The organism is Burkholderia sp. WSM2232, from assembly GCF_000472545.1.
Lineage (GTDB): Bacteria > Pseudomonadota > Gammaproteobacteria > Burkholderiales > Burkholderiaceae > Paraburkholderia.
Genome location: NZ_AWZV01000041.1, coordinates 17,503 through 43,364 on the forward strand (window position 1 = coordinate 17,503; position 25,862 = coordinate 43,364).

Genomic DNA, 25,862 nt, shown 5'->3' on the forward strand with positions numbered 1-25,862 from the left:
CCGGCGATCAATAACGGATGACCGACGCGCCCCACGTGAAGCCGCCGCCGACGCCTTCGATCAGCACGTTCTGGCCGCGCTTGATGCGGCCGTCGCGCACCGCGACGTCGAGTGCGAGTGGAATGGACGCAGCCGACGTGTTGCCGTGCTCGCCCACCGTGACGACCATGCGCTCCTGCGGCAAGCCGAGCTTGCGGCAGGTGCTTTGCATGATGCGGATATTGGCCTGGTGCGGAATCAGCCAGTCGATCTGATCGGCCGACAGGTTCGCTTTCTCGAGCGCCTCCACCGCGACCTTCTCAAGCACGTTGACGGCCAGCTTGAACACCGCTTGCCCGTCCATGTGCAGGAACGCGCTGCCCGCCACGACGCCGCCGTTCACGTTACCCGGCGTGCAGAGAATGCCCGAATGACTGCCGTCCGCGTGCAGTGCGCTCGAGAGCACGCCCGGTTCCGCCGACGCCTGCAGGATCACCGCACCCGCGCCGTCGCCGAACAGCACGCAGGTGGTGCGGTCGTTGAAATCGAGAATGCGCGAGAACGTCTCCGCGCCGACCACGAGCGCCGTGCGATGCTGGCCGCTGCGAATCAGGCTGTCTGCGAGGGAAACGGCATAGGCAAAGCCGGAGCACACGGCCTGCACGTCGAATGCGGCGCCGTGATTCTTGATGCCCAGCTTGTTCTGCAGCAGGCACGCCGTGCTCGGAAACACGAAGTCCGGCGTGGAAGTGGCGACAATGATCAGGTCGATGGCTTGCGGGTCGATGTCCGCCGCCTCGATGGCGCGCTGGGAGGCAATCTGCGCGAGGTCGCTCGTCGTGACGTCCGGGTCGGCGAAGTGACGCGCGTGGATGCCCGTACGGGCCACGATCCATTCGTCGCTCGTCTCGACGCCCTGCTTCGCGAGACGCTCAGCGAGGTCCTGATTGGTGACGCGCGCGGACGGCAGATAGCTGCCGGTGCCGAGGACGCGGGAGTAAATTGTCGATTGAGCCATTATGCCTTCGAGGAGTGCGCAGCGTAGGGCTCGGCCGGCTGGCCTGCGATGGGGCTTGCGTGACCCGCACCGCTTGCGTCGCGCGCCGCCTGTTCAAGAGAACCCGCGTTCTCTTCCATCGCTTGCGCAAGGCGCTCCAGCACGCCGTTTTTGACGGCATCATACCCGCGTTTGATAGCCCACTCAAACGCATAGGCGTCCGCGGAACCGTGGCTTTTGATCACCAGTCCGCGCAGACCCAGCAGCGCGGCACCATTGTATTGCCGATGATCGACGCGCTTCTTGAAGCGCATCAATACCGGCAGCGCTAGCACCGCCATCACCTTCGTGAGCCACGAACGGCCGAACTCTTCCTTGATGATGTTCGAGAGCATCTGCGCGAGGCCTTCGGAGGTCTTCAACGCTACATTGCCGACGAAACCGTCGCACACGATCACGTCGACCGTGCCCTTGAAGATGTCGTTGCCTTCCACGTTGCCGTGAAAGTTGAGCGTACTCGCACGCAGCAGTTCTCCGGCACGTTTGATCGTGTCGTTGCCCTTGATGACTTCTTCGCCGATGTTGAGCAGGCCGATGGTGGGCCGCTCTTTACCCTCGAGCGCGGACACGAGCGCGTGCCCCATCTCCGCGAATTGCAGCAGATGCTGCGGTTCGCAGTCGACGTTGGCGCCCAGGTCGAGCATCATCGTGTAGCCGTTGGGATTGGGCAAGGCGGAGGCAATCGCCGGGCGCTCGATCCCCGCCAGCGTTTTGAGCACGTAGCGTGACACAGCCATCAGCGCGCCGGTATTGCCAGCGGAGATGCAGGCTTGTGCCTCGCCTTCCTTGACGCGATTGAGCGCCACGCGCATGGATGAATCTTTTTTCTTGCGCAGCGCGACTTCGACCGGATCGTCCATGGCGACGATCTCGGAAGCGGGTACGACTGTCAACGCCGACAGGTCCTGAGCCTTCAACTTCTTCAGCTGCGCACGAATCGCACTTTCAATGCCGACGAGCAGCAAGTGCGCGTCGGGATGCGAGCGAACGAAGTTGACGGCAGCGGGAACGGTCACGGACGGGCCGTGGTCGCCTCCCATGCAATCTATCGTGAGCTTTACTGTCATGGAGTGCGGCGAATTTCAGGCGCTCTGCAGGGGACTGCGGCAAGCGCTGAAGCTGCAACTGCGATCGACACAAAAAAGCGGCAATTCAATGCCGCCTTTTTGTCGAGCCGGGAAAATGCCAAGCGAGTGTCAAGCGAGCTGATCGCCACGCGAAACGCCGGTTGGCGCAACGCAGTGAAACGATTAGTCGTTCTTCGTCTTGACGACTTTCTTGCCGCGATAGTAGCCGTTCGGGCTGACGTGGTGACGCAGATGCACTTCGCCCGTGCTCGGTTCCACGGCCAGCGGCGCTGCCGTCAGGAAATCGTGCGAACGGTGCATGCCGCGCTTCGACGGCGACTTCTTATTTTGTTGAACTGCCATGACTAACTCCTAAAAATTTTCCGAATTCTAACACAGCCCGACGCGGTGTCCGCCACTGGCCGAATGGCCAATGCGCCCGCCTCGCGCTCCCATGCAACTGTTCAGTGCTTCTTGTCGCCCGGCTTGCCGCGCTTGAGAGTTTCGAGCGCCGCAAACGGATTCGGCCGCTCGGGCTCGACGCCTTCACCGGCCCCGTCGGCTTCGTCCAGCGCAGCTTCGTCGAACTCGCCTTCGGTACCGGCCACACCAGAGACGAGACTCTCGTGCACTTCGGGACACACCTCATGCTTGGGCACGAGTGGCAACGAAAGCAGCAACTCTTCCTCGATCAGGTCGATGAGATCGAACTGGCGCGAGCCCACGATCACTTCGACTTCATCCTCGTCGAGCGGAAACTCTTCGGCTTCCGCCTCCGTGTTGACGATCCGGTAGATCGCGTCGACATTGAACGCCTGCGAGTACGGTGTCATGCACCGCTGACATTCGAGCCATGCAGCGCCGTGAATCGCCATCCTCAAATAAGGCTGGGGACCCTCGGTGCCGTCGTCCTGCAATTCCGGCTGCGTCGCCCCTTCGGCCTGCCAGGTGAACGCAGTGTCGCGGTCTGGCGCTTCTGCCGGGACTTCGTTTAACATGCGCGGCAGTTGCGAGACGCGCACGACACCCGCGGCCTGCCGGCCGCTCCGCGCAAATTCGAACAGATCGAGTTCGTGCGGGTCGGACAGACCTGCAGGTTTGCCAGGATGTTGAGTCATGTGCGCTCCTGCGTCGGCAAGAATTCGCCGTTAGATCACGGGATAAACCAGTTTGCGAGAAAGCCCGCGTACCTTCGGTGATGCGCCTGTGGCCGCTTGTATTTTTTGTTGCTGCCGTCCATGCTGCCACTGCTACCGCTGTTGCAACAGACACTATAAGACGCTGCGAGCCACTACCGCTGCGGATCACACCGAAGCCCGCCTGACGCAAGCATACCGATGAAAAGCCCAAAATCATATCCGTTTTGTCTTTTCGAGTCAAACACTTAAGCCCGTACCGGCGCGACCTGCGCGCGAGCCGCGTACACCGCCCCTCCAGCCGTTGATCGACTATGTCAGATTCCCTGAAAAGCCCGCCGCGCCTCATTCTGGCGTCGAGTTCGCCGTATCGCCGCGAATTGCTCGAACGCCTGCGCATTCCTTTCGACGTGGCCGTGCCCGCGATCGACGAAACCCCGCATGCCGGCGAAACGCCGCAAGCCACTGCATTGCGGCTCGCGGAGGCAAAGGCGCGTGCGGTGGCGGTCGCGCTTGCGGCGAATGACGCCGCACTCGTGATCGGCTCCGACCAGGTGGCCACTTATGACGGCTTGCAGATCGGCAAACCCGGCACTCACGACAAGGCACTTGCGCAATTGCAGGCGATGCGGGGACGCGAGGTGCTGTTCCATAGTGCGCTATGCCTGCTCGACAGCCGCTCGGGCGTGGCCCAGAGCGCCGACGTCATCACGCGCGTGCGCTTTCGCGACCTTCCGGACGCAATGCTGCAAGCATATCTGCTCGCCGAAACACCGTACGACGTCGCCGGCAGCGCGAAATCCGAGGGACTCGGCATTGCGCTGCTCGAGGCAATCCATTCTGACGATCCGACCGCTCTCGTCGGCCTGCCGCTGATCGCGCTATCCGGCATGCTGTTGACGGCGGGTTACCCGCTATTGGGGGCAAAATGAGCGGCACGCTGTATCTGATCCCCAATACTCTCGGCGAGGGCGACGCCGATGCGCTCGACGCCGTGCTCCCCGCGCCGGTACGCGCCCGCGCCGCAACGCTTCAGTATTACATTGGCGAAAACGCCAAAACCACGCGCGCATTCCTGAAGAAAGTCGGCACCGAACGGCCGATTCAGGAAATCGAGATCCGCGAATTGAACGTCAACACGCCCGCGGGCGAGATCGACAAGCTGCTGGCGCCGGTCCTCGCCGGTACTGACGCGGGGCTGGTCTCGGAGGCCGGCTGTCCAGCAGTCGCCGATCCTGGCGCGCTGCTGGTGCGCCGGGCACATGAGCGCGGCGTCAAGGTCGTGCCGTTCGTCGGACCGAGCTCCATCTTGCTCGCGCTCATGGCTTCGGGGCTGAATGGACAAAGTTTTGCGTTCCACGGCTACCTGCCGGTCGATGCGGCCGAGAGAGCCAAGCGTCTACGCGATCTCGAAACGCAATCGCGCAAGGGCAAGCAGACGCAGATTTTTATCGAGACGCCGTACCGCAACCGGGCGCTGCTGGACACCTTGCTGGGCAGCTGCGCCCCTTCGACACTCGTTTGTGTTGCCGCGGATCTGACGCTGGACACTGAGACGATCCGCAGTCACACGGTAGCGGACTGGAAGAAGAAACCGGCGGTCGACCTCCACAAACGGCCGGCGATTTTTCTGATCCTCGCGGCGTAACGCCGAGGCATCACCGCAAGTTCAGCTTTCCGCCCAGCGCCATCGCATGCACGGCGCCGCTACCCACAGCGGCGCCGAACTTGCGCGCGACGCGGTCTGTAATGCTCTCTTTGACCGTGTAGTCGACGATCTCCGGCGCCTTGATGAGTTCTCGCGCGACATAGTTGGCATCGCCAAAACCGTCTGCGAGGCCCAGTTCGACACTTTTTTCGCCGGTCCAGAAAAGCCCCGAGAACATGTCCGGCGTCTCGTGCAGGCGCTTGCCGCGCCCCTGGCGGACCGCCTCGATGAACTGCGCGTGGATCTGGTCGAGCATATCCTGCGCGTGCTGGTCCATCTTCGGCGTTTCAGGAGAAAACGGGTCGTAAAATCCCTTGTTCTCGCCCGAAGTATGCAGCCGGCGCTGAATGCCGAGCTTGTCCATGAGGCCGGTGAAACCGAAGCTATCCATCAGCACGCCGATCGAGCCTACGATGCTCGCCTTGTCCACATAGATCTTGTCGCCGGCCGCCGCCGCGTAGTAACCACCGGACGCGCACATGTCGCCGACCACCACGTAGAGCGGAATTGACGGATGTTTGGCACGCAAACGCCGCATTTCGTCGTAGATGATGCCGGCCTGCACGGGGCTTCCACCGGGGCTGTTGCATCGCAGAATCACCCCGGCCGTGCCGGCGTCGTCAAACGCGCTCTCCAGTGCCGCGGCCACATCTTCGGCGTTCGCGCGCGTATCAGCGGATATCTCGCCGTCAAGCGCGATCAACGCAGTATGGCGGCCGGACGCCGCCAGCTTGTCGCCGGAAAAATCGAACACAGCCCAGATCACGAAACCCAGCACGGCGAGAAACAGCAGCCGGAAGAAGATCTTCCAACGCCGCGCGGCGCGCTGTTCGTTAATCGCAGCAAGCGCGATGCGCTCGAGCGCCGCGCGCTCCCAGCCCGGCTCGTCGGCGGAAGCACGGCTACGCTCGCCGAGCGGCGGTTCTTTGGTTTCAGGCGTCAAATTGTCGGACATGCGCGCTTTTGGGAGAGATCGAAAAAGGGAGCCAGGCGGGGCGGACCAGCATTAGGGCGTGGCGGGCTGCAATTCGCCGTCAGGGAGCCAGAAAACGGCCCGGCCTTCGGGTGTTTCCCGCTCGTCGACCTGCAGAGCGCGCAACCGCGCCCCGCGGCAAGGACCGCCTACGCATTTGCCCGTATCCGGCGCGTAAATCGCGCCGTGGGTGGCGCACATCAAGTATAAACCGGACGATTCGAAGAACTGACCCTCGGCCCAGTCCAGTTCCATCGGCACGTGAGCGCAGCGGTTCAGGTAACCGTACGCGCGCCCGTCGTAGCGAACGAAAAACACCACGACCTCTTGCGCGCCGATTTTCGCGGCGCGCCGAATGCCTCGCCCGCCGTCGAGCAGTTCGTCCGACGCGCACACGCGCACGGCCTGCGCTGCAGACTCCGCTGCGCGCCCGCCAGCCTCTTGCGTGGAGCTCATGCGTTGTCCCTCAACCAGCCTGACAGGGCTCCGACGCTCGAAGCCACATATTTTGGCGATAGTGCGCTGAGCGAGTCGGCGGGATGAGCGCCGTATGTCACGCCGATACCCGCGACGCCCGCGTTGATCGCCATCTGCAGATCGTGCGTCGTGTCGCCCACCATGACCGTGCGCACCGGATCCTGCCCGAGTTCGCGCGTCAATTCGTGCAACATGGCCGGATGCGGCTTCGAAAACGTTTCGTCGGCGCAGCGCGTGCCATCGAAGAGGCTGGTGAGCCGCACCTGATCGAGCGCGCGGTTGAGCCCGACGCGGCTCTTGCCCGTGGCCACGGCGAGCAGATAGCCAAGATCGCGCAATTCCTGCAGCATCTCGCGCACGCCTGCAAACAGCTCCGTGGTCTGGTCCTTTACCAGATAGTGGAACCGGTAGCGCTCCGCGAGCCGCGGGTAGTCGGCCGGATCGAGCGTGGGCGCCGCGATTTGCAGCGCGTCGCGCAAGCCGAGGCCGATCACGTAGCTGGCCGCTTCGTCCGCAGGCACCGGCAGACCGAGATCGCGGCACGCGGCCTGGATGCTGCGCGTGATGTGCGCAGTGGAATCCATTAGCGTTCCGTCCCAGTCGAAGACGATCAGATCAAATTGGTCTCTAGCCATGCGGTGCCGTCTCCGGGTGTGACCCATTTCGTAATTCGTTCAGTTGCGCGATGAAGTTGCGGCACTCCGCCGGCAACGGCGCTTCCAGTTGCAGCGGCGCGCCCGATGCCGGATGCGTGAGCTTCAGGCGGTAGGCGTGCAGAAACATGCGCTTGAGGCCGGGCTTGGCGTTTGCACGCGCCAGCGCCTTGTTCAGCGCGAAGTCGCCGTATTTGGCATCGCCGACGATCGGCAGTTCCAGATGCTGCAAATGCACGCGAATCTGATGCGTGCGGCCGGTCTTCAGCTCCGCTTCCAGCAGCGCGTAGTCCGGCCAGCGGTCGATCAGGTTGAACACGGTGTGGGACGCGAGGCCGTCGGCCTGCACGCGTACGCGCCGCTCGCCGTCGGCGGTCAGGTATTTGTGCAGCGGCTCCTTGACGGCGCGCCGGCGTCCCCAGTCGCTCGCCCATTCACCGTGGACGCATGCGTAGTAGCGCTTGTCCATTTTGTTCTCGCGTATCTGGTCGTGCAGATTCACGAGCGCGGAGCGCTTCTTGGCCAGCATCAGAATGCCGGACGTTTCGCGATCCAGCCGATGCACCAGTTCAAGAAATTTAGCCTGCGGCCGCGCCTCGCGCATCTGCTCGATCACGCCGAAAGCCACGCCGCTGCCGCCGTGCACCGCGACGCCAGCCGGTTTGTCGATGACGAGCAGATGTTCGTCTTCGAAAATAATCCTGAACTGCGCGCTGGGCACCGGCGCCTGAGCGGCTGGTTTGTCATGCTTTGCGACGCGGATGGGCGGCACGCGCACCAGGTCGCCGAGCTCGAGCCGGTATTGCGCGTCGATCCGGCCCTTGTTCACGCGGACTTCACCGCTGCGCAGGATGCGGTAGATATGGCTTTTGGGGACGCCTTTACAGACCCGCAACAAAAAGTTGTCGATGCGCTGTCCGGCCGCACTGTCGTCGATCTCGATCACTGACACCTGATCGCTTGCGACCGCACTTGTTACCGATTTCTGGGATATTTTGCCTAACTCTTTCATTCTGAATATAATTTGCCCAGCAGTCTGCGGCGGCCGGCGCAGTGTCCGGAATTCGGGCGGACTGCGCAGGTGCAAGCGTAAATCGTTATTTTACTTGCGCCGGGGTCTGGTTGCTCACCCCGAGAATGAGATGCAACAAGTTGCACGCACGAAGCCAGTGCCCGGCAGGGACGGCGCCCACAGGCGCGTTCGGTCAAGGTCGGCTTCGACGGTAACGGAATTTTGGTCAAAAAGAATTTAACCTCCAGCTTCGGATTGGGCGATTTCCCGCCCTGCTGTACGAAGCTGCAGGTTGCGAAAATACGGCGTGCGCCCATGGCGTTTTGTAGAAAGTACAAGACTTGGCGACGTCAAAATGAGGCGAGACACCCCCAGCAGGAAAAGACGCGCCGCTTGCGCGAACTTCCCGTTGCGGCATGACCGCAGCCTTCGACCCTCCGGTCCCGCGCCCCGTTGGCGCCGGCGAGGAGATTGTGGGCTGATGAAGGTTTGCCGGCAGAACCCGCGGCGTGTCGGGTCGTTATTTGAAGCCGTGTTCGCATGTGCCCTGCGGCATCGCGCCCCGTCGTCTATGGGCCGGGCCCTCCCAGGCAATTCTCCCGCCATTCTTCCCGCTCCAGCGTGCTTGTGAAAACACAATAAGGCGCGGCATGCCGCTGCCCTCCCTCCCGGCCTGACACCCGGGAGAAGGCCGGCCGAGCCGCTCTGGAGCCGTTCAATGAAACGCATGTTGTTCAATGCGACGCAGCAGGAAGAGCTGCGCGTCGCCATCGTCGATGGGCAAAAACTCATCGACATCGACATCGAAACCGCCGGGCGCGAACAGCGCAAAGGCAATATTTACAAGGGCATCATCACCCGCATCGAGCCGTCGCTCGAAGCCTGTTTCGTCAACTACGGCGAAGACCGCCACGGCTTCCTCCCGTTCAAGGAAGTCGCCCGCCAGTACTTCCGCGACGGCGTCGACATGCGCTCCGCGCGCATTCAGGACGCGCTGAAGGAAGGCCAGGAACTGATCGTTCAGGTCGAAAAGGAAGAGCGCGGCAACAAGGGCGCAGCCCTCACCACCTTCATCTCGCTTGCCGGCCGCTATCTCGTTCTGATGCCGAACAACCCGCGCGGTGGCGGCGTGTCGCGCCGGATCGAAGGCGACGACCGTCAGGAACTGCGCGAAACCATGGCGCAGCTGCAGTTGCCCGAGGGCATGAGCATCATCGCGCGCACGGCCGGCATTGGCCGCAGCGCCGAAGAACTGCAGTGGGACCTGAACTACCTGATGCAACTGTGGCGCGCGATCGAAGCCGCGTCGCAAAGCGGGTCGGCCGGCCAGCCGATGCTGATTTATCTCGAATCGAGCCTCGTGATCCGCGCGATTCGCGACTACTTCCAGCCGGACATCGGCGAAATCCTGATCGACACGACCGAAATCCATGACCAGGCACGCGCCTTCATGGACATCGTGATGCCGGACAACGTCAGCAAGGTCAAGCGCTATCACGACGACGTGCCGCTCTTCTCGCGCTTCCAGATCGAGCATCAGATCGAAACGGCGTACTCGCGCACGGTGCCGCTGCCCTCGGGCGGTGCGATCGTGATCGATCACACCGAAGCGCTCGTCGCGATCGACGTCAACTCGGCCCGAGCCACCAAGGGCGCCGACATCGAGGAAACGGCCGCGCGCACCAACCTCGAAGCCGCCGACGAAGTCGCCCGCCAGTTGCGCCTGCGCGACCTGGGCGGCCTGATCGTGATCGACTTCATCGACATGGAGTCGGCGAAAAGCCAGCGCGAAGTCGAGCAGCGCCTGAAAGACGCGCTCAAGCACGACCGCGCTCGCGTGCAGATGGGCAAGATCTCGCGCTTCGGCCTGATGGAACTGTCGCGTCAACGCCTGCGTCCGGCCCTGTCGGAAGGCAGCCATGTGACCTGCCCGCGTTGTAACGGCACGGGCCACATTCGCGATACCGAATCGTCCGCGCTGCAAGTGCTGCGGATCATTCAGGAAGAAGCAATGAAGGAAAACACCGCGGCAATCCATTGCCAGGTGCCGGTCGAGGTGACCGCCTTCCTGCTGAATGAAAAGCGCTCGGAAATCAACAAGATCGAGTCGCGCTTCAAGGTCAACGTTGTGCTGGTGCCGAACAAGCACCTCGATACGCCGCATTACAAGCTGGAGCGTCTGCGTCACGACGACGCCCGCCTCGACGACCCGCGCGCTTCGTGGAAGATGGCCGAAGAAGCGGCACGCGAACTGGAATCGGAAACCGGCTACAGCAAGCGCACCGAGGAAGTGAAGCCAAAGCAGGAAGCGGCGGTCAAGGGCATTACCCCAGAAAAACCGGCGCCGAGCGCACCGGTTCGCCCTGCGGCAGCCCCGGCTCCGGTCGCAGTGGCGCCGGCTACCGGCGGCTTCATCGGCTGGTTGAAGAATCTGTTCGGCATGCAGCCTGCCGCGCCGGCGCCTGCCGCACCGGCTGCACCGGAAAAGCAGGCGCGTCCGCAGCGCGGCGAGCGCACGGAACGTGGTGAACGCACCGGCGAGCGCGGGGGCGAGCGCAACCGCAATCGTCGTGGCGGCACCGGCAGCCGCGATGCGGCAGCACGCGGCGAAGGTGTGAATGGCGGCCGTCAGGGCCAGCAGCCATCGCAGCGTCGCGAGGAACGCGAGCCGCGCGAAAGCCGTGAGGGCCGTGAAGCACGCGAAGGTCGCGAACCGCGTGAGGCCCGCGAAGCCCGTGAAGCGCGCGAGGCTCGCGAACCGCGTGGTGGTCGCGAAGGCCGCGAGGCACGCGAGCCGCGCGAGCCGCGTGAAGCGCGCGAGCGCGACAATCGCGGCGGCGAGCGTGCCGAAACGGCGGAAAGCGCACCGCGTGGCGAACGTCAGGAACGCGGCGAGCGCCGTGAACGCGGCGAGCGCGGCGAGCGTCGCAAGCAGCAGACGGAAACCGCAGATGCGTTGACGCAAGCCGACACGCAAACCGCGGACGAACTGGCGGTGAACCAGACCGCTGCGACCGAAAACGCTGCGCCCGCCGATCAGGAAGCGGTCGCGCGCGAGGGCGAAGAGCGCCGTCGCCGCCGCCGCGGCCGTCGCGGCGGTCGTCGTGAGCGTGAAGAAGACGTGAACGGCAACCTGGCTGCGGACGTCGCCGAAGCGGAAGGCGAAAACGCCGACATCGGCGAAGAAGCGCCCGTGCGTGCCGCCCAACTGCCCGCGGAACCCAAGCCGGAAGCGAACGAAGTCAGCGCAGCCACGGAAGTGGCGCCGGTCGAAGTCGTGGTTGCCGCTGTTGCGACCGAGAAGGCTGTCGTCACGGAATTGCACGCCGCCACCGAAACTCCGGCTCTTGCCGCTGAAAAGGCAGCCAGGACGGAAACCGTCGTGCCGGTCGCCGAAGTGCCGGCGGCTCCGCCTGTTGTCGAACCGGTTGCAGAAGTGCCCGTCGCGCAAGCCGCAACGCCCGTCGAACCTGCACAGACCGCACCAGCGGCTGCTGAAACGGTATCGCTGGTGGCGCCAGTGGTTCGCGAAGAAGCAGCAGCGGCGGCTACGCCGGCCGTCGAGGCGCACGCCGCACCGGCCGCTCAAGCTGCTCAGGTCGAGCCGGCCGCTCCGGCTGAAGCGTTCGCCGTCCCGGCTGCCGAACCTGCGCCGCAGCCGGAAATCGTAGAGCCGAAGCCGGTCGTCGCGGCAGTGGCGCCGGCGGCAGAGTCGGCAGCCGTGGCCGCCGCGTCGCCAGCCGCTGAGGCCCCGCAAGCCCCGCAGCCGGCTGAAGCACCTCAAGCAGCCGAACCGGCCAAGGTGTCGTTCAGTGCCGCAGTTTCGGCTGAAGCATTGAAGCCGGTGCTGGAAAAAGCCGGTCTCGTCTGGGTCAACACGGACGCCAACAAGCTGCGCGCCGCACAGGAAGCCGCCGCCCAAACGGTGAAGCCGCCGCGCGCGGTGCGCGAGCGCAAGCCGTTGCCGCCGGTCGACAGCACGCCGATGCAGCAGGTGGAAACCGGCCGGCACCCGCAGTAACCCTGCGACGCCGCCTGAAAAAGCCCGCCCTCACCGGCGGGCTTTTTTTCGCCCGAACACCGCAGCCCCCCCTACCGCCGCCCTCCCCGTAAACCCCGACAGTGCTTGCCGTCGCCAAGCCACAACAGGCATTTCCGATAGAATGAAGAAATCGCCTTGCCGGTTCGACACAACCAAAGCAATCCATGTCCCGACGCATCATCCCTGTTGCCGATCTTAGCGCGGCGCCGGTCATCTCCGGCCCGCTGCAGACGCCTAGCGGCGTACTGCACGACACGCTCGCGCGCCCGCTCAGCGACCTGCGCATTTCGGTGACGGACCGCTGCAATTTCCGTTGCGTCTACTGCATGCCGCGCGCCATTTTCGACAAGGACTACGCGTTCCTGCCGCACAGCGCGCTGCTGAGCTTCGAGGAAATAGAACGGCTCGCCCGGCTCTTCGTCGCGCATGGCGTCGAGAAAATCCGGCTGACGGGCGGCGAACCGCTGCTGCGCAAGAATCTCGAGTTCCTGATCGAGCGGCTCGCGCAGCTCACCACGCCCGCCGGCCGGCCGCTCGACCTGACGCTGACCACCAACGGCTCACTGCTCGCGCGCAAGGCCCGCAGCCTGAAGGACGCCGGGCTCTCGCGCGTCACCGTCAGCCTCGACGCGCTCGACGACACCCTGTTTCGCCGCATGAACGACGCGGACTTCGCGGTCGCCGACGTGCTCGACGGAATCGCCGCCGCGCAGGCTGTGGGCCTCGCGCCGCTCAAGGTCAACATGGTGGTCAAGCGCGGCACGAACGACAGCGAAATCGTGCCCATGGCGCGCCATTTCAAAGGCTCGGGCGCGGTGCTGCGCTTTATCGAATATATGGACGTGGGCACATCCAACGGCTGGAACATGACGGAAGTGCTGCCGTCCGCCGAGGTGGTCGCGCGCATTGCCGAGCATTTTCCGCTGGCGCCCCTCGAAGCGCATAGCGCCGCCGAAACGGCCCAGCGCTGGGGCTACGTAGACGGCAGCGGCGAGATCGGCGTGATCTCGAGCGTGACGCGCGCCTTTTGCGCGAGTTGCACGCGCGCCCGCCTTTCGACCGAGGGCAAGCTGTACCTGTGCCTGTTCGCGTCTGCGGGCCACGACCTGCGCGCGTTGCTGCGCAGTGGGGCGAGCGACGCCGACATCGCGACCGCCGTCGCCGAAATCTGGCAAGGCCGCAGCGACCGCTACTCGCAATTGCGCGGCAGCAACGCGGCAGACGCGGGCGCGCAGGCAGGCCGCCGCGTCGAAATGTCGTATATCGGCGGATAACCGGCAAGCATGCACGCAACCGGGCGACCGACACGCGACCAGCTTACCGGCCTCGTGCTCGCGGGCGGGCGCGGCACCCGCATGGGCGGCGTCGACAAAGGCCTGCAAACGCTGCGTGGCGAACCGCTCGCCGTCCACGTGCTAAGACGCCTTGCGCCGCAAACCGGCGCGCTGCTGATCAGCGCCAACCGTCATCCTGACGTTTACGCGGCACTGGGCGCACCGTTCGGCGCAAAGATCGTCGCCGACACAGTGCCTGAATTCCCCGGCCCGCTGGCCGGTCTGCTCGCCGGTTTGCGCGCGGCCCACAGCGATTACCTGCTGAGCGCGCCGTGCGACACGCCGTGGCTGCCCGCAGATCTGGCTGCGCGCCTTGCGGACGCGCTCGCGGCAAACGGTGCCGACATCGCCACCGTCACGGCCCCGGACGCCGCAGGCAATCTTTCGCTGCATCCTGTATGCGCGCTGCTGCGCACCGGTCTCGCCGACGATCTCGCCGCCTTTCTCGACGCCGGCGAGCGCAAGGTGCGCGCGTGGTACGCGCGCCACAAGACCGTGGAAGTCGCCTTTACCGACGAGCGCGCGTTTTACAATATCAATTCTTTACAAGAACTCGCCGACCTCGAGCATCTTCGGGGTCCCGGCTGAAATCCCGCTCCGCCGCACGGCAAGTGCACTCCGCCACCGGCCGCGACGTCCAGCTTCTTCATGACCACGCATAACGAATTTTCCCGCTGCGTCGCGCAGTACGATCCTCACGCGCTGCCCGTTTCGGCCGCTCAGGCGATCACTCGCGAGTGGGCGGCGCCGGTCACGGCCGTCGAGCGCGTGGCGTTGCGCGATGCATTGGAACGCGTGCTCGCCGCGGACATCGTTTCGCCGATCGACGTGCCGTCGCACGACAACTCCGCGATGGACGGCTATGCGTTCAACAGCGCCGCATTGGCACACGGCACGCCGTCCGTCGAGCTGACGGTGGCGGGCAAGGCGTTAGCCGGCCATCCGTTCGCAGACCACGTGCAAGCCGCACAATGCGTGCGCGTGATGACGGGCGCCTGCATGCCGAGCGGCTGCGACACCGTGGTGCCGCAAGAACTGGTGGAGCGCAGCGCCGATTCCACCTCTATCCGCTTTGCCGCCGACGCCGTAGTGGCCGGTGCCAACCGGCGCCGCGCCGGCGAAGATCTGGCTCGCGGCCATCCGGCGTTGCGCGCCGGCCGCGTGATTCGCGCGTCCGACCTTGGCTTGCTGGCTTCGCTCGGAATCGGCGAGGTCAATGTGCGGCGGCGTGTGCGCGTCGCGTTCTTTTCGACCGGCGACGAATTGCGCTCCCTTGGCGAGCCGCTCGACGCGGGCTGCGTGTACGACAGCAATCGCTATACGCTGTTCGCCATGCTGCGGCGCCTGAATGTGGACACGCTCGACCTTGGCGTGATCCGTGACGAACCCGCCGCGCTCGAGGCCGCCCTGCGCACCGCCGCGGCGAGCGCGGACGTGGTGCTGACCTCGGGCGGCGTCTCCGTTGGCGAAGCGGATTTCACGAGGCAGTTGTTGCAGACATTCGGCGACGTCGCGTTCTGGAGTCTCGCCATGCGCCCGGGCCGCCCGCTTGCGTTTGGCCGCATCTGGTCCGGCGAGCGGCCAGGTCTCGGGCTGCCTGCGTTATTCTTCGGACTGCCGGGCAATCCGGTGGCAGTCATGGTGACGTTCTATCAGATCGTGCGTGACGTGCTGCTGCTCATCTCGGGCGCAACACCGCAGGCGCTGCCGGTGATTCACGCCGCGAGCCAGCGGTCCATCCGCAAACGACCCGGCCGAACCGAGTTTCAGCGCGGCATCGCCACCCAGGACGCCAACGGCGAGTGGCAGGTCATGCCGACAGACTCGCAAAGCTCGGGCGTGCTCAGTTCGATGAGCGAGGCCAACTGTTTCATCGTGCTCGGCCATGAAGAAGGCGACATTGGCGAGGGCGAACGCGTCAGTATCATGTTGTTCCACGGCCTGATCTAGCTGTTTCACAAGTTTTCACGGCGCGGCGCTTCTATCGCGCTCACGCTTTGCACGTTTTGCTTTACCCATTACCACTACGACACGCGGGTTTGACTTACATGAAAAAACAGATCTCGTTCATTGCACCGGGACAAACGGCCAAAGCACTCATCCTCGTCTACCTGACGTTTTCCGTGCCTATCGTGCTGCTGGGCGTGCTGGTGGCGTTTGTGCGCTACGGCTCGGTCGAACTGAGCACTGTGTTCAGCGCACTGCTGTTGAATGCGATTCTCGGCTTTATCCTGCTGTGGATTGCCTGCCATGCATACAACTGGGTCGCATCGCGCTTCGGCGGCATTGAGATTCAGTTGACCGACGCGCCGGAAGAGGCTTGACGCGGCTTCGGTAGCGGACCGTTATTGCTGCGCCGGCGGGCCGGGCCGGCGAGGAGTCGGTGACACGACGCTGACGCCAAGGTTTGCCGCCGACGTTGACACCAAGGTTGACGCCAACGTTCATGTTGGACTTAGCGCCCCGCCTCCGCATGCACGCGCGGCGGCCCGCGTCACTGCTCGTCGGGCTCGATACCCGGCAACACGCCGTCCATTACGCCATTTGCCTCTTCGCCGGGCAGCGCCTCCACTTCGCGCAGCTTGCGGTTCATGACTCGCGTGCGCGTTTCCGCTGCCTCAATGGAGCGGGTGACCGTTTCGAGCTGTGCCTTCGTCTTCGCGAGCACGTCGCCGAATTTGCCGAACTCCGTCTTGACGGCCCCGAGCACCTGCCACACTTCGCTCGAGCGCCGCTCTATTGCAAGCGTGCGGAAACCCATCTGCAAACTGTTGAGCAGCGCGGTGAGCGTAGTCGGCCCGGCAATGGTCACGCGATAATCGCGTTGCAGCAGATCGGAGAGCCCCGGCCGACGCAGCACCTCGGCGTATAGCCCTTCGGTCGGCAGGAACAGCAGCGCAAAGTCGGTGGTGTGCGGCGGCGCCACGTATTTTTCGGCGATGCTGCGCGCCTCGGCGCGAATCCGTGCTTCCAGCGCACGCGAAGCTTCTTCCACCGCTAGCGGATCGGCGCGTTCCTGCGCGTCGATCAGGCGCTCGTAGTCTTCACGCGGGAACTTCGCGTCGACAGGCAGCCACACCGTCCCGCCCGCCTCCGCGCGTCCCGGCAAGCGGATGGCGAACTCCACGCGCTCCGTGCTCTTCGGCACCGTGGCCACGTTCTTCGCATACTGATCCGCCGTGAGCATCTGCTCGAGCAGCGCTTCGAGTTGCACCTCACCCCACGTGCCACGCGTCTTGACGTTCGTCAGCACCTTTTTCAGATCGCCGACGCCGGCCGCGAGCGTCTGCATTTCGCCGAGTCCGCGATGCACCTGCTCGAGCCGGTCGGATACCAGCTTGAACGACTCGCCGAGGCGCTGTTCGAGCGTGGCATGCAGCTTTTCGTCGACGGTGCGCCGCATTTCCTCCAGCTTGCTGGCGTTATTCGACTCGATGTCCTTGAGCCGCTGCTCGATGGTTGCGCGAACTTCAGCAAAGCGCCGGTCGTTCGCCTCGGTGAGTTGCCCGAGTTGCAGGCTGAGCGTGTCGCCGAACTGCTTGAGCGAGCGACCCTGTTCGTCGCGCGCCTGCTGCGCCTGTTGCTGCAGGCTGTGGCGCACTGCGTCGAGCTGTTGCGCAAAGCCGTCGATCTTGCCGGCCTGCACGGTCGTCATGCTGCCAAATTGCGCGGCCAGCGTCTGCTGAAAGTGCGCGAAGCCGCCGCTTTGCTCGGTGCGCGACACGCGCGCCGTCTCGGCAATGTCATTGCGCAACTGCCGCTCAAGACGCTCGTACGCGTGTGCCTGCGCATCGGCTGCCGCGTCGATGCGCTGTGTCAGCAGTTCAAACTGTTCCTGCTCGTCGGCGCGGCCGTGGCCGCGCATCAGCAAGGCCACGGCGAGCACGAGCGCGACCGCCAGCACGGCGACGGCTGCCACCAGAATCATCGTCATGCACGCGCCCGGCCGATGACTTCCGCATTGATCGGATTGGGCGGCTGGCCTGCGCGCGGACCTTCGCCGAGAGCGGCGATCAGGTTGTCGGCGGCAAGATTGGCCATCGCGCGGCGCGTCGCTTCGGTTGCGCTGGCAATATGCGGCGTCAGCACGACATTCGGCACTGTAAGCAGGTCCGGGTTCAGATTCGGTTCGCCCTCGTACACATCGAGCCCGGCCGCGGCGATCTGCCTTGCACGGAGTGCCTCGACGAGCGCGGCGTCGTCGACGATGCCGCCGCGCGCGATATTCGTCAGCGTGGCAGTGGGTTTCATCAGCGCCAGTTCGGCAGCGCCGATCGTGTGATGGTTTTCCTTGGTGTACGGCAGAACGAGCACCACGTGATCAGCACGCCGCAACAGATCCTGCTTCGATACGTATTCGGCGTTCAGTTCGGCCTCGATTTCCGGCGCGACGCGCGAACGGTTGTGATAGAGCACCTGCATGTTGAAGCCACGCGCGCGCCGCGCAAGCGCCTGGCCGATGCGGCCCATGCCGATCACGCCCAATGTCGAGCCGTAGAGGTCGCTGCCGAGAAAGCCGTCGTACGACCATTTCTGCCACTTGCCGGCGCGCAGCCAGTGCTCCGATTCCGCAATGCGCCTCGCTGCGGCCATCATCAGCGCCCAGCCGAAGTCCGCGGTCGATTCGTTCAATACGTCGGGCGTGTTCGTGCCGAGCACGTTTGCCGCGTTGAACGCAGCCATGTCGAAGTTGTTGTAGCCCACCGCCATGTTCGACACCACGCGAAGACGCGGCGCAGCCGCAAGCACATCGGCGCCGATCGGGTCGCCTGCCGTCAGCGCGCCGTCCTTGTCGGCGAGGCGGCGCTTCAACTCCTGCGCGGACAGCACGTCGCCCTGATTCCAGTCGACGTCGAAATACCGTTGAAGCCGTTCGATCACGTCGGGAAAGATCGGACGGGCGACGAGTATCTTCTGCATTGCAATTCTCCGTGTAGCGTGTCGAGTTCGACGGCCTCGGCAGCAAGCTCAGTGTCAGAAAAACAGCCAGCCGGTGACGAGAAAAAGCGGCAACAACACCGCCCCCGACCAGGCCAGATAAGCAAAAAAACTCGGCATGCGCACACCGCGCGACTCCGCGATGGCCTTGACCATGAAGTTCGGCGCATTGCCGATATAACTGTTCGCGCCCATGAACACTGCGCCCGCCGAGATCGCGGCAAGCGTGGTGGCGCCCTTGGTCATGAGCGAGGCGGCGTCGCCGCCGGCAAGGTTGAAGAACACGAGATACGTGGGCGCGTTGTCGAGAAACGAAGATAGCAGGCCCGTTGCCCAGAAGTACATGGCGTTGTGCGGCTGCCCAGCGGAATCGTTGACGAGATGGACCACGCCCGCAAACGCACCGGCCTCCCCCGCGCGCAGCATCATGATCACCGGCGCGATTGTCACGAAGATGCCGGCAAAAAGTTTCGCGACTTCTTCCATTGGCGCCCAGTTGAAGTCATTACCCGCGCGAGCCGCACGCGGAGTCCACGCGAGAGAGAGCAACGTGACGCAGATCAGCGCGACATCACGCACCGCGTTTTGCAAGGCCACGTGGGTGCCGAACACGTCGAAGCTCACGCCGGGCTTCCACAAGCCGCTCATCAGCACGAGGCCGACAACCGCACCGAGCAGAACAAAGTTGATCTTGCCGTCGATACCGAGCGCGGGCGAGTCGGGCGTCGGGTCCAGAAACCGCGCGCGTTCCTCTTCCCGCCGATGGAAATAATATGAATCGAGACAATAGAACGCGATCAGCAGCACGCCGCAAACGAACAACATTGGCAGCGCGAGATGCGTAGTGGTCCAGAAGAAGTCGACGCCCTGCAGAAAGCCGAGGAAGAGCGGCGGGTCGCCCAACGGCGACAGCGAACCGCCGGCATTGGCCACCAGAAAGATGAAGAAGATCACCACGTGCACGACATGCCGGCGATTGTCGTTCGCGCGCAGCAACGGCCGGATCAGCAGCATGGCCGCGCCGGTCGTACCCATTACGCTCGCGAGTAAGGTGCCGAGCGCGAGAATCGATGCGTTCAGGCGCGGCGTGCCGTGCAAATTACCGCGCACGCAGATCCCGCCCGCGACCGTGTAAAGCGCGGTCAGCAGCACGATGAAGGGAACGTATTCTTCGAGCAAGGCATGCATGAGCGTGCCGAACGCGACATTCGGGCCGAAGGCAAAAGCAAACGGCACGAGAAACGCGAGTCCCCACGCCGCTGCGATCTTGCCGAAATGGTGATGCCAGAAAGCCGGCGCAACAAGCGGAAACACTGCGATAGAGAGCAGCACGCCGGCAAACGGCAGTGCCCAAAGCACGGATAGCGAAGCGCCGTTCAGAGTGGCAGCGCAGGCAAGCTGAGGCCAACTCGTCAAGATGAGTACAGCCGCGAGCACCATGCTCGACGGCACGGCACGTCGATTCATATTCTGGAAGTTCCTGTTTTGAATTGCGATAAAAAGCGCGGACCGGCCGGTCCGCTCAGAACCACCCGCCGCGCGGCTCAGGCGCCGAGCACGACGATCACATGCACGCGGTAAGGACCATGCGCGCCCAGCACGATGGTCTGTTCGATATCGCCGGTGCGCGATGGTCCCGATACGAAGTTGACCGCACGCGGAAGCTCGCCCCGCTCCCTGCGGATCAACGCAAATGCTTCTTCATGTCCTGACACGATGCGCGAAGCCGGCACGATTGCAATGTGCGTTTCCGGCAGCAGACCGGCTGATGCGTAGGTCTGCGGCCCGGAGAGCAGCACGAGCGAGCCGGTCTCAGCTGTGGCGCAGAAGCAGCCGGTTAGGCCCACCACGTCGCCGTCGCGCGGCTTGCGAAATTCGACAGTCAGGCCCGCGTCGATCCAGCGCAGATCCTGCAGCGTTTGCCACGCAATGGCTTGCAAAGGCAGCGCGTGTTGAACCAGGTAGCGGTGCGCAGCGGCCGGCACGTCGGCCAGCGACTCGACCGTGTCCACGGTGGTCGCCATTTTTTGCGCTTCTTCAATGAAGCGCGCGGTCAGGTCAAGCGGCATGTCCGGGCGCGGTCCCTGCGGATGGCGCGCAAGGTAGTCCGCCGCAGCCTCGCGCTCGGACGCGGAGGGCTCAGGCTCCCGGCCTTGCGCCGCGCGGATGCGCGCCAGGATGTTGCGGCGGGCAGTCGATGTGTCCATATGCGAAAGTCCTCGAGAGTCCTCGTGTCGACAGCCGTGCGATATGCAAGCCTTGCATGTCGGGGAATTATACCGGCCGCCCTCCGCGCGAACACCCTGGCCGGACGGCATAGGAGCACGTCGCACACGCGAGAGATGCGCTATTGCCTGCGCTATTGCCTGCGCTACTGCCTGCGCTTCGCGTGTGCTCGTCGTGCGTTTTGCGGGGTGCTACTTCGCCGCCTCTTCCTCAGGCTGCGCGATGCCGAACACCTGGCGCAGATAGGCCAGATAAGCTTTGTCCTCGCACATGTTCTTGCCCGGCGAATCCGACAGCTTGGCCACCGGCTGCCCGTTGCAGCGAACCATCTTGATGACGATCTGCAACGGGTTGTAGCCGAGATCATTGGTCAGATTGGTGCCCACGCCGAACGCGAGCTTGCAGCGGCCGCGAAAGCGCTCATAGAGTTGCAGCACCTTGGGAATGTCCAGTGCGTCGGAAAACACCAGGATCTTCGTGCGCGGATCGCAACGGTTCGCCTCGTAGTGCTTGAGCAGGCGCTCGCCCCAGTCGAACGGGTCGCCCGAGTCGTGACGCGCGCCGTCGAACAGCTTGCAGAAGTACATGTCGAAGTCGCGCAGAAATGCCTGCATGCCATAGACGTCGGACAGCGCAATGCCCAGGTCGCCGCGATACTCCTTCGCCCACATTTCGAAGCCGAAAATCTGCGAATCGCGCAGCCGCGGGCCGAGCGCCTGACATGCCTGCAGATACTCGTGCGCCATGGTGCCAAGCGGCGTGAGGCTGTGCTTCATCGCGTAGAACACGTTGCTCGTGCCGGCGAACTGCTCGCCCAACCCGTCCTTCAGGGTGAGGATGACTTCTTCGTGCCACTCTTTCGAAAAGCGGCGCCGCGTGCCGTAATCGGCGATTTTGCAGTCGGCAAATTCGGGGCGCGCGCCAAGAAGTTTCATCTTTTCGACGAGGCGCCCGCGACCTTCGCTGTAGTCCGGTTCCTGTTGCGTGTTGCGGAAGTAGACCTCGTTGACTATCGCGAGCATCGGGATCTCGAACAGGATCGTATGCAGCCACGGGCCCTTGATCTCGATGTCGATCTCGCCGTTGTTCTTTGGCGACGGCTCGATCGAAATGTACTTCTCGTTCAGATGAAAGAGCGCGAGGAACTCGATGAAGTCGCCCTTGATAAAGCGCATGCGCCGCAGGTAGTCGAGCTCGTCGTCGGTAAAGCGCAGTTCGCAGAGCTTGCGCACCTCGTTGCGAATTTCGCCGATGTACGGCACGAGGTCGACGTTGGGCGTGCGGCAACGAAAGCGATACTCGACGTTGGCCGCCGGGAAGTGATGCAGCACCACCTGCATCATCGTGAATTTGTACAGATCGGTGTCGAGCAGCGAAGTAATAATCATGATGGTGCGAACTGGACCGCAGGAGGTACGGAAGGCCTGACTCAACCCATGCATATGGCGCGCCTCGTGCGCGCCGGCTTGACGCATGTTACCCGAATGCGCCGCCCTTCAGGCTTCAACGCGCGTCCAGCAGGCGCCGTCCCGGCCGCGCCGGTTACTCCCGGGTTACTCGCGGGTTACTCGCCTGTTACTCATTGCTCGCGCAATAAACTAATCACGAAAACATATAAACGGCATGACGCGATGCTGCATGCGCCTCTTGACGTTACGTTACAATAGCGCTTTTGGCGTTTGCGCCTTCCCTGATTCCGCATGCAGGAGCTGCCTGAATGACTCACGTTGTGACCGAGAGCTGCATCAAGTGCCGCTATACCGACTGCGTCGATGTGTGCCCGGTGGACTGCTTTCGCGAAGGTCCCAACTTCCTCGCGATCGACCCCGATGAATGCATCGACTGTGCCGTGTGCGTGGCCGAATGCCCGGTAAACGCCATTTATGCCGAAGAAGACGTGCCGGGCGACCAGCAGAACTTCATCGAGCTGAATGCGGATCTCGCCAAGAACTGGCCGAGCATCACGAAGACCAAGGCGCCGCTGCCGGAAGCCGACGAGTTCAAGGACGTCAAGGAAAAGCTCGCGCTGCTGGTGCGCTGAGCGCCTCAGCCTGTCACCCACCCTGCGCGCTCCAATCAATTTGAGATGAAGCCAAGGTATTGACAGGCGCCTAACCTGCTCCTACAATTTCGTTTCTCTGCTGTTGTTGTTCTGTTCCTCGATAGCTCAGTCGGTAGAGCGCCGGACTGTTAATCCGTAGGTCCCTGGTTCGAGCCCAGGTCGAGGAGCCAGAATTCGAAAGGCCCGCATCCGTGCGGGCCTTTTCTTTTGTGCGCTGCAACTGCACTTGTGCGGCGTCATGCGACGCGCGTTGACGGGATGCGCTCGCCGCAGCACGGCTTGGCTACTCTGTTCTGAGATCGCGTTGATTCACCGTTGCCATTCCCGTTCCGCCGCATTGGTGCACGGGCCGCTATGCGCGTTCGTCGCGCGAGTCCAAGGCGGTATACGATGGCGGCTTCGCAGTGCGCAACCGCCCTGCCCGCGCACCCCTCGCTCCCCAGTCGGCACTTTCATGAAACTCGTTCCTCTGCGCATCGCCCTTTCAGCCACGCTTACCGCCGCGCTTGCAGTCGCGTCCACCGTGTTCACGCCTTTGGCGCACGGCGAAGAGGTCGGCAGCGTCAACACGAATTTCCGCATCACGGGTTCGGACCGCGTGGTGGTCGAGGCCTACGACGATCCGCTCGTGCAAGGTGTGACCTGCTATGTGTCGCGCGCACGGACGGGCGGCGTCAAAGGCACGCTGGGTATCGCCGAAGATCCCACCGAGGCATCCATCGCGTGCCGCCAGGTCGGCGCGATCCATTTCAGCGGTCCGCTGAAGCAGCAAGCCGATGTGTTCTCCGTCAGCATGTCGTTGATCTTCAAGGCGTTGCACGTGGTGCGCGTGGTGGACACCAAACGTAACGCGCTCGTGTATCTCACTTACAGCGACCGGGTGGTAAGCGGCAGCGCGAAGAACAGCGTCAGCGCCGTGCCGATGCCGGCCGGCACAACGATTCCGCTCAGGTAAGCACACCGGACGATATTGGGCAGCCGAGCTGCGCCCTACGGGAAAGCGCACGTCGCGTGTAGCGGCGCAGCACGCATGGCCGCGCCGCCGTCAGCCGTGCCGCGCTAAACTGAGCGGCTGTGCGAGAGCTCTGCCATGACCGCTGTCCATCATTTCCGCAATTCCGCCCGATATTGGCGAACGCCGCTTCTGCCCGGCGCGGATCTGCTCACGGCCGAATATCACGACCACCAATTCGCGCCGCATTGGCATGACGCGTACACGATCCCGGTGATCGTCGCGGGCGCCGAGGGTTACCGCTATCGCGGCTCGGACTATGTCGCCGAAGCAGGCGGCGTGCCGATCATCAATCCGGGCGAGCTTCACACCGGCTCGAAGGCCGTGGAGGCCGGCTGGCGCTATCGGGTGATGTATGCGCCCGTCCCATACATCCACGAACTCGCTAACGAAGTCGCCGGTAAGCCGCAGCCGCAGCCGTGGTTCGCGCCGGGTGTGATCCGCGATCCCGATCTCGCCGCGCGGCTCGCGAACGCACACCGCCTGCTCGAAGCCGGCACCGATGCGCTCGCCGCCGAAGCCGCGCTGCTCGACGCACTGTCAACGCTGCTCGTGCGCTACGGAGAGACGCAGCCGGAGCCCTCTCACGCCGCGACTGACGACATCCGCGTCGCGATGATGAAAGAGCGTCTGACGGGCGACCTGCTCGAACCTGTCACGCTCGCAGAACTCGCGCGGGCCGCCGGGCTGTCGCCCTTCCACGCGGCGCGCCTGTTCAACCGGAGCACCGGCCTGCCGCCGCACGCGTGGCGCAATCAGGTGCGCTTGCAACGCGCACTCGCACCGCTGCGCGCGGGCGTGCCAGTCACCGAGGTGGCGGCCGCTAGCGGCTTTACCGACCAGAGCCACTTCACGCGCCATTTCCGGCGCATGTTCGGCGTGCCGCCGGGACGTTGGCAGGGAACCTGAGCTTCGCTCCCCCGCAAGAACGTACAAGCCCTGCCGTGGGCCGCCCGCTATGCTTCCCGACTCAAGGAGGCAAATCTTGACACCGTCGAAACCTTTGAAGGAATTCACCGCTGGCGCCCGCGACATCATCCCGATGATGATCGGCTCGGCGCCCTTCGGTGTCATCTACGGCACGCTCGTGGCGTCCGGCCCGCTGCAGTTGTGGCAGGGCCAGTTGATGTCGCTCGTCGTATTCGCCGGCTCCGCGCAGTTCATCGCGCTCGGGCTGATTGCCGGTCACGCGAGTTTCGCCGTGACCCTCGCGACCACATTCGTCGTCAATTTGCGTCACGTGCTGTACAGCGCGACGCTCGCGCCGCATGTCGCGCATTTGCCGGCGCGCTGGCGCTGGGCCCTCGCCGCACTCCTCACCGACGAGGTGTTCGCCGTCGCCTGGGAACACTACCGCAACCGCGAGCCGGGCACGGTCGGCCCGCATTACTTCTTCGGCGCAGGTCTCGCCATGTATCTGAACTGGCAGTGCTGGACCGTGGGCGGGTTGCTGTTCGGCGCGGCGTTCCCCGGCTTGCAATCGCTCGGGCTCGATTTCGCGATGGTTGCAACCTTCATTGCGATCGTCGTGCCGCAACTTTTAGCGGTGCGCTACATTGCGGCTGCGGCGACAGCGGGCACGCTCGCCTTCCTGTGGCAGGCGTGGCCGTACAAACTCGGTCTGCTTGCCGCGGTGTTCGCGGGTGTCGCCGTCGGCGTCGTGTTGTCGGCGCCGGCCCTGCGCTCCCGGCGCGGGCGTCGATCGGCGGAGGCGTCGCGATGAATTATGTGATTCTCATCTTCGGCATGGCGCTCATCACGTGGGTGATACGGGCGGCCGTCTTCGTGCTCGGCGACAGGCTGGTGTTTCCGCCACTGGTGCGAACAGCGCTTGGGTTTGTGCCAGTCACCGTGCTCACGGCGATCATCGTGCCGATGGCGGTTTCGCCACATGGCGCCGACGCCGGCGCGGAGCTGACCTGGCGCAATCCGCAACTCGTCGGCGCGCTGGCCGCTGTCGTGGCGAGCGCGCTGACGCGGCGGCCGCTTGTGACCATCGCCATCGGGCTGACGGTGTTTTTCGTCTGGCAAGGCGTGGTGCTCCGCTAGAGGCCTTGGGCTTGGCTTTGCCCTTGCCTTGCCTTGCCCTTGCCTTGCCCTTGCCCTTGCCCTTGCCCTTGCCCTTGCCCTTGCCCTTGCCCTTGCCCTTGCCCTTGCCCTTGCCCTTGCCCTTGCCCTTGCCCTTG

At 64.1% G+C, this 25,862-nt stretch carries 25 protein-coding genes and 1 tRNA gene; 13 read left to right on the top strand and 13 right to left on the bottom strand.

Translation table 11 applies throughout. The features are described 5' to 3' along the window. Positions 1 to 7 precede the first annotated feature (7 nt). The 4 genes from F757_RS0127675 to F757_RS0127690 form a co-directional block, all read right to left on the bottom strand. Positions 8 to 997 (bottom strand): beta-ketoacyl-ACP synthase III, encoded by a 990-nt coding sequence (locus tag F757_RS0127675; protein WP_027214218.1) that lies wholly within the window; start codon positions 995 to 997, stop codon positions 8 to 10. Next, positions 997 to 2,103 (bottom strand): phosphate acyltransferase PlsX, encoded by a 1,107-nt coding sequence (plsX, locus tag F757_RS0127680; RefSeq protein WP_027214219.1) that lies wholly within the window; start codon positions 2,101 to 2,103, stop codon positions 997 to 999. The genes F757_RS0127675 and plsX overlap by 1 nt, the downstream gene beginning before the upstream one ends. A 183-nt stretch (positions 2,104 to 2,286) precedes the next feature. Then, positions 2,287 to 2,466, bottom strand: coding sequence for a 50S ribosomal protein L32 (gene rpmF / locus F757_RS0127685; protein ID WP_006051932.1), 180 nt, complete (start codon positions 2,464 to 2,466; stop codon positions 2,287 to 2,289). A 101-nt stretch (positions 2,467 to 2,567) separates the two neighbouring features. Further along, positions 2,568 to 3,221 (bottom strand): YceD family protein, encoded by a 654-nt coding sequence (locus F757_RS0127690; protein ID WP_027214220.1) that lies wholly within the window; start codon positions 3,219 to 3,221, stop codon positions 2,568 to 2,570. A 332-nt stretch (positions 3,222 to 3,553) separates the two neighbouring features. Here F757_RS0127690 and F757_RS0127695 point away from each other — a divergent pair, with 332 nt between their 5' ends. Further along, positions 3,554 to 4,171 (top strand): Maf-like protein, encoded by a 618-nt coding sequence (locus tag F757_RS0127695; protein ID WP_027214221.1) that lies wholly within the window; start codon positions 3,554 to 3,556, stop codon positions 4,169 to 4,171. Next, positions 4,168 to 4,887: an SAM-dependent methyltransferase gene (locus F757_RS0127700; protein ID WP_027214222.1), complete on the top strand. Its 720-nt coding sequence runs from the start codon at positions 4,168 to 4,170 to the stop codon at positions 4,885 to 4,887. Before F757_RS0127695 ends, F757_RS0127700 begins: the two co-directional genes overlap by 4 nt. Positions 4,888 to 4,897: 10 nt before the next feature. Here the strand turns inward: F757_RS0127700 and F757_RS0127705 are convergent, their stop codons facing one another. From F757_RS0127705 to F757_RS0127720, 4 genes are read right to left on the bottom strand one after another with little or no spacing between them, the layout of a single operon-like run. After that, entirely contained in the window at positions 4,898 to 5,902 is a 1,005-nt protein-coding gene (locus F757_RS0127705; protein WP_027214223.1) for a S49 family peptidase, read from the bottom strand. A gap of 51 nt (positions 5,903 to 5,953) precedes the next feature. Next, positions 5,954 to 6,376 carry a Rieske (2Fe-2S) protein gene (locus F757_RS0127710; protein ID WP_027214224.1) on the bottom strand — a complete coding sequence of 141 codons (423 nt, stop codon included), beginning with the start codon at positions 6,374 to 6,376 and terminating at the stop codon, positions 5,954 to 5,956. Continuing rightward, on the bottom strand, positions 6,373 to 7,032 hold the full coding sequence (locus tag F757_RS0127715; RefSeq protein WP_027214225.1) for an HAD-IA family hydrolase: 660 nt from the start codon (positions 7,030 to 7,032) through the stop codon (positions 6,373 to 6,375). Before F757_RS0127715 ends, F757_RS0127710 begins: the two co-directional genes overlap by 4 nt. Further along, positions 7,025 to 8,062 (bottom strand): RluA family pseudouridine synthase, encoded by a 1,038-nt coding sequence (locus tag F757_RS0127720; RefSeq protein ID WP_027214226.1) that lies wholly within the window; start codon positions 8,060 to 8,062, stop codon positions 7,025 to 7,027. The genes F757_RS0127715 and F757_RS0127720 overlap by 8 nt, the downstream gene beginning before the upstream one ends. Before the next feature lie 718 nt (positions 8,063 to 8,780). Between F757_RS0127720 and F757_RS0127725 the strand changes: the two genes are divergently transcribed. The 5 genes from F757_RS0127725 (at position 8,781) to F757_RS0127745 (ending at position 15,762) form a co-directional block, all read left to right on the top strand. Beyond that, positions 8,781 to 12,083 carry an Rne/Rng family ribonuclease gene (locus tag F757_RS0127725; protein ID WP_027214227.1) on the top strand — a complete coding sequence of 1,101 codons (3,303 nt, stop codon included), beginning with the start codon at positions 8,781 to 8,783 and terminating at the stop codon, positions 12,081 to 12,083. Between the two features lie 185 nt (positions 12,084 to 12,268). Then, complete coding sequence (moaA, locus tag F757_RS0127730) at positions 12,269 to 13,378, top strand: GTP 3',8-cyclase MoaA (protein ID WP_027214228.1); 1,110 nt, start codon at positions 12,269 to 12,271, stop codon at positions 13,376 to 13,378. A 9-nt stretch (positions 13,379 to 13,387) separates the two neighbouring features. After that, on the top strand, positions 13,388 to 14,026 hold the full coding sequence (gene mobA / locus F757_RS0127735) for a molybdenum cofactor guanylyltransferase MobA (protein ID WP_027214229.1): 639 nt from the start codon (positions 13,388 to 13,390) through the stop codon (positions 14,024 to 14,026). Positions 14,027 to 14,086: 60 nt separating this feature from the next. Further along, positions 14,087 to 15,388, top strand: a complete 1,302-nt coding sequence (gene moeA, locus F757_RS0127740; RefSeq protein ID WP_027214230.1) for a molybdopterin molybdotransferase MoeA — start codon at positions 14,087 to 14,089, stop codon at positions 15,386 to 15,388. 98 nt (positions 15,389 to 15,486) lie between these two features. After that, positions 15,487 to 15,762: a hypothetical protein gene (locus tag F757_RS0127745; RefSeq protein WP_006053283.1), complete on the top strand. Its 276-nt coding sequence runs from the start codon at positions 15,487 to 15,489 to the stop codon at positions 15,760 to 15,762. A gap of 170 nt (positions 15,763 to 15,932) precedes the next feature. Here the strand turns inward: F757_RS0127745 and F757_RS0127750 are convergent, their stop codons facing one another. The 5 genes from F757_RS0127750 to pncB all read right to left on the bottom strand — a co-directional run bounded on the left by F757_RS0127750 (position 15,933) and on the right by pncB (position 21,990). Next, positions 15,933 to 17,372: a DNA recombination protein RmuC gene (locus F757_RS0127750; RefSeq protein WP_027214231.1), complete on the bottom strand. Its 1,440-nt coding sequence runs from the start codon at positions 17,370 to 17,372 to the stop codon at positions 15,933 to 15,935. Continuing rightward, positions 17,369 to 18,358: a 2-hydroxyacid dehydrogenase gene (locus F757_RS0127755; protein ID WP_027214232.1), complete on the bottom strand. Its 990-nt coding sequence runs from the start codon at positions 18,356 to 18,358 to the stop codon at positions 17,369 to 17,371. The genes F757_RS0127750 and F757_RS0127755 overlap by 4 nt, the downstream gene beginning before the upstream one ends. A 54-nt stretch (positions 18,359 to 18,412) precedes the next feature. Then, positions 18,413 to 19,843, bottom strand: coding sequence for a sodium:proton antiporter (locus F757_RS0127760; RefSeq protein ID WP_027214233.1), 1,431 nt, complete (start codon positions 19,841 to 19,843; stop codon positions 18,413 to 18,415). Positions 19,844 to 19,920: 77 nt separating this feature from the next. Then, positions 19,921 to 20,583 carry a LutC/YkgG family protein gene (locus F757_RS0127765; protein ID WP_027214234.1) on the bottom strand — a complete coding sequence of 221 codons (663 nt, stop codon included), beginning with the start codon at positions 20,581 to 20,583 and terminating at the stop codon, positions 19,921 to 19,923. Between the two features lie 210 nt (positions 20,584 to 20,793). Further along, the gene (pncB, locus tag F757_RS0127770) at positions 20,794 to 21,990 is read right to left on the bottom strand and encodes a nicotinate phosphoribosyltransferase (protein WP_027214235.1); all 1,197 of its coding nucleotides are present in this window, start codon (positions 21,988 to 21,990) and stop codon (positions 20,794 to 20,796) included. 329 nt (positions 21,991 to 22,319) lie between these two features. Between pncB and fdxA the strand changes: the two genes are divergently transcribed. The 6 genes from fdxA (at position 22,320) to F757_RS0127800 (ending at position 25,725) form a co-directional block, all read left to right on the top strand. Beyond that, positions 22,320 to 22,643, top strand: a complete 324-nt coding sequence (gene fdxA / locus F757_RS0127775; RefSeq protein WP_006052862.1) for a ferredoxin FdxA — start codon at positions 22,320 to 22,322, stop codon at positions 22,641 to 22,643. A 115-nt stretch (positions 22,644 to 22,758) separates the two neighbouring features. After that, a tRNA-Asn gene (locus F757_RS0127780) sits at positions 22,759 to 22,834 on the top strand. 284 nt (positions 22,835 to 23,118) lie between these two features. Beyond that, entirely contained in the window at positions 23,119 to 23,619 is a 501-nt protein-coding gene (locus F757_RS0127785; RefSeq protein ID WP_027214236.1) for a CreA family protein, read from the top strand. 135 nt (positions 23,620 to 23,754) lie between these two features. After that, on the top strand, positions 23,755 to 24,585 hold the full coding sequence (locus tag F757_RS0127790) for a helix-turn-helix transcriptional regulator (protein ID WP_027214237.1): 831 nt from the start codon (positions 23,755 to 23,757) through the stop codon (positions 24,583 to 24,585). Positions 24,586 to 24,634: 49 nt separating this feature from the next. Beyond that, positions 24,635 to 25,399, top strand: coding sequence for an AzlC family ABC transporter permease (locus F757_RS0127795; protein ID WP_051376881.1), 765 nt, complete (start codon positions 24,635 to 24,637; stop codon positions 25,397 to 25,399). Next, entirely contained in the window at positions 25,396 to 25,725 is a 330-nt protein-coding gene (locus F757_RS0127800) for an AzlD domain-containing protein (RefSeq protein ID WP_027214239.1), read from the top strand. Before F757_RS0127795 ends, F757_RS0127800 begins: the two co-directional genes overlap by 4 nt. The last annotated feature ends 137 nt before the right edge of the window (positions 25,726 to 25,862 follow it).

What these genes read in the sequence shown, in the direction of transcription:
- F757_RS0127675 (WP_027214218.1), bottom strand. Translation starts at nt 997, where the DNA reads ATGGCTCAATCGACAATTTACTCCCGCGTCCTCGGCACCGGCAGCTAT.
- plsX (WP_027214219.1), bottom strand. Translation starts at nt 2,103, where the DNA reads ATGACAGTAAAGCTCACGATAGATTGCATGGGAGGCGACCACGGCCCG.
- rpmF (WP_006051932.1), bottom strand. Translation starts at nt 2,466, where the DNA reads ATGGCAGTTCAACAAAATAAGAAGTCGCCGTCGAAGCGCGGCATGCAC.
- F757_RS0127690 (WP_027214220.1), bottom strand. Translation starts at nt 3,221, where the DNA reads ATGACTCAACATCCTGGCAAACCTGCAGGTCTGTCCGACCCGCACGAA.
- F757_RS0127695 (WP_027214221.1), top strand. Translation starts at nt 3,554, where the DNA reads ATGTCAGATTCCCTGAAAAGCCCGCCGCGCCTCATTCTGGCGTCGAGT.
- F757_RS0127700 (WP_027214222.1), top strand. Translation starts at nt 4,168, where the DNA reads ATGAGCGGCACGCTGTATCTGATCCCCAATACTCTCGGCGAGGGCGAC.
- F757_RS0127705 (WP_027214223.1), bottom strand. Translation starts at nt 5,902, where the DNA reads ATGTCCGACAATTTGACGCCTGAAACCAAAGAACCGCCGCTCGGCGAG.
- F757_RS0127710 (WP_027214224.1), bottom strand. Translation starts at nt 6,376, where the DNA reads ATGAGCTCCACGCAAGAGGCTGGCGGGCGCGCAGCGGAGTCTGCAGCG.
- F757_RS0127715 (WP_027214225.1), bottom strand. Translation starts at nt 7,032, where the DNA reads ATGGCTAGAGACCAATTTGATCTGATCGTCTTCGACTGGGACGGAACG.
- F757_RS0127720 (WP_027214226.1), bottom strand. Translation starts at nt 8,062, where the DNA reads ATGAAAGAGTTAGGCAAAATATCCCAGAAATCGGTAACAAGTGCGGTC.
- F757_RS0127725 (WP_027214227.1), top strand. Translation starts at nt 8,781, where the DNA reads ATGAAACGCATGTTGTTCAATGCGACGCAGCAGGAAGAGCTGCGCGTC.
- moaA (WP_027214228.1), top strand. Translation starts at nt 12,269, where the DNA reads ATGTCCCGACGCATCATCCCTGTTGCCGATCTTAGCGCGGCGCCGGTC.
- mobA (WP_027214229.1), top strand. Translation starts at nt 13,388, where the DNA reads ATGCACGCAACCGGGCGACCGACACGCGACCAGCTTACCGGCCTCGTG.
- moeA (WP_027214230.1), top strand. Translation starts at nt 14,087, where the DNA reads ATGACCACGCATAACGAATTTTCCCGCTGCGTCGCGCAGTACGATCCT.
- F757_RS0127745 (WP_006053283.1), top strand. Translation starts at nt 15,487, where the DNA reads ATGAAAAAACAGATCTCGTTCATTGCACCGGGACAAACGGCCAAAGCA.
- F757_RS0127750 (WP_027214231.1), bottom strand. Translation starts at nt 17,372, where the DNA reads ATGACGATGATTCTGGTGGCAGCCGTCGCCGTGCTGGCGGTCGCGCTC.
- F757_RS0127755 (WP_027214232.1), bottom strand. Translation starts at nt 18,358, where the DNA reads ATGCAGAAGATACTCGTCGCCCGTCCGATCTTTCCCGACGTGATCGAA.
- F757_RS0127760 (WP_027214233.1), bottom strand. Translation starts at nt 19,843, where the DNA reads ATGAATCGACGTGCCGTGCCGTCGAGCATGGTGCTCGCGGCTGTACTC.
- F757_RS0127765 (WP_027214234.1), bottom strand. Translation starts at nt 20,583, where the DNA reads ATGGACACATCGACTGCCCGCCGCAACATCCTGGCGCGCATCCGCGCG.
- pncB (WP_027214235.1), bottom strand. Translation starts at nt 21,990, where the DNA reads ATGATTATTACTTCGCTGCTCGACACCGATCTGTACAAATTCACGATG.
- fdxA (WP_006052862.1), top strand. Translation starts at nt 22,320, where the DNA reads ATGACTCACGTTGTGACCGAGAGCTGCATCAAGTGCCGCTATACCGAC.
- F757_RS0127785 (WP_027214236.1), top strand. Translation starts at nt 23,119, where the DNA reads ATGAAACTCGTTCCTCTGCGCATCGCCCTTTCAGCCACGCTTACCGCC.
- F757_RS0127790 (WP_027214237.1), top strand. Translation starts at nt 23,755, where the DNA reads ATGACCGCTGTCCATCATTTCCGCAATTCCGCCCGATATTGGCGAACG.
- F757_RS0127795 (WP_051376881.1), top strand. Translation starts at nt 24,635, where the DNA reads ATGCTTCCCGACTCAAGGAGGCAAATCTTGACACCGTCGAAACCTTTG.
- F757_RS0127800 (WP_027214239.1), top strand. Translation starts at nt 25,396, where the DNA reads ATGAATTATGTGATTCTCATCTTCGGCATGGCGCTCATCACGTGGGTG.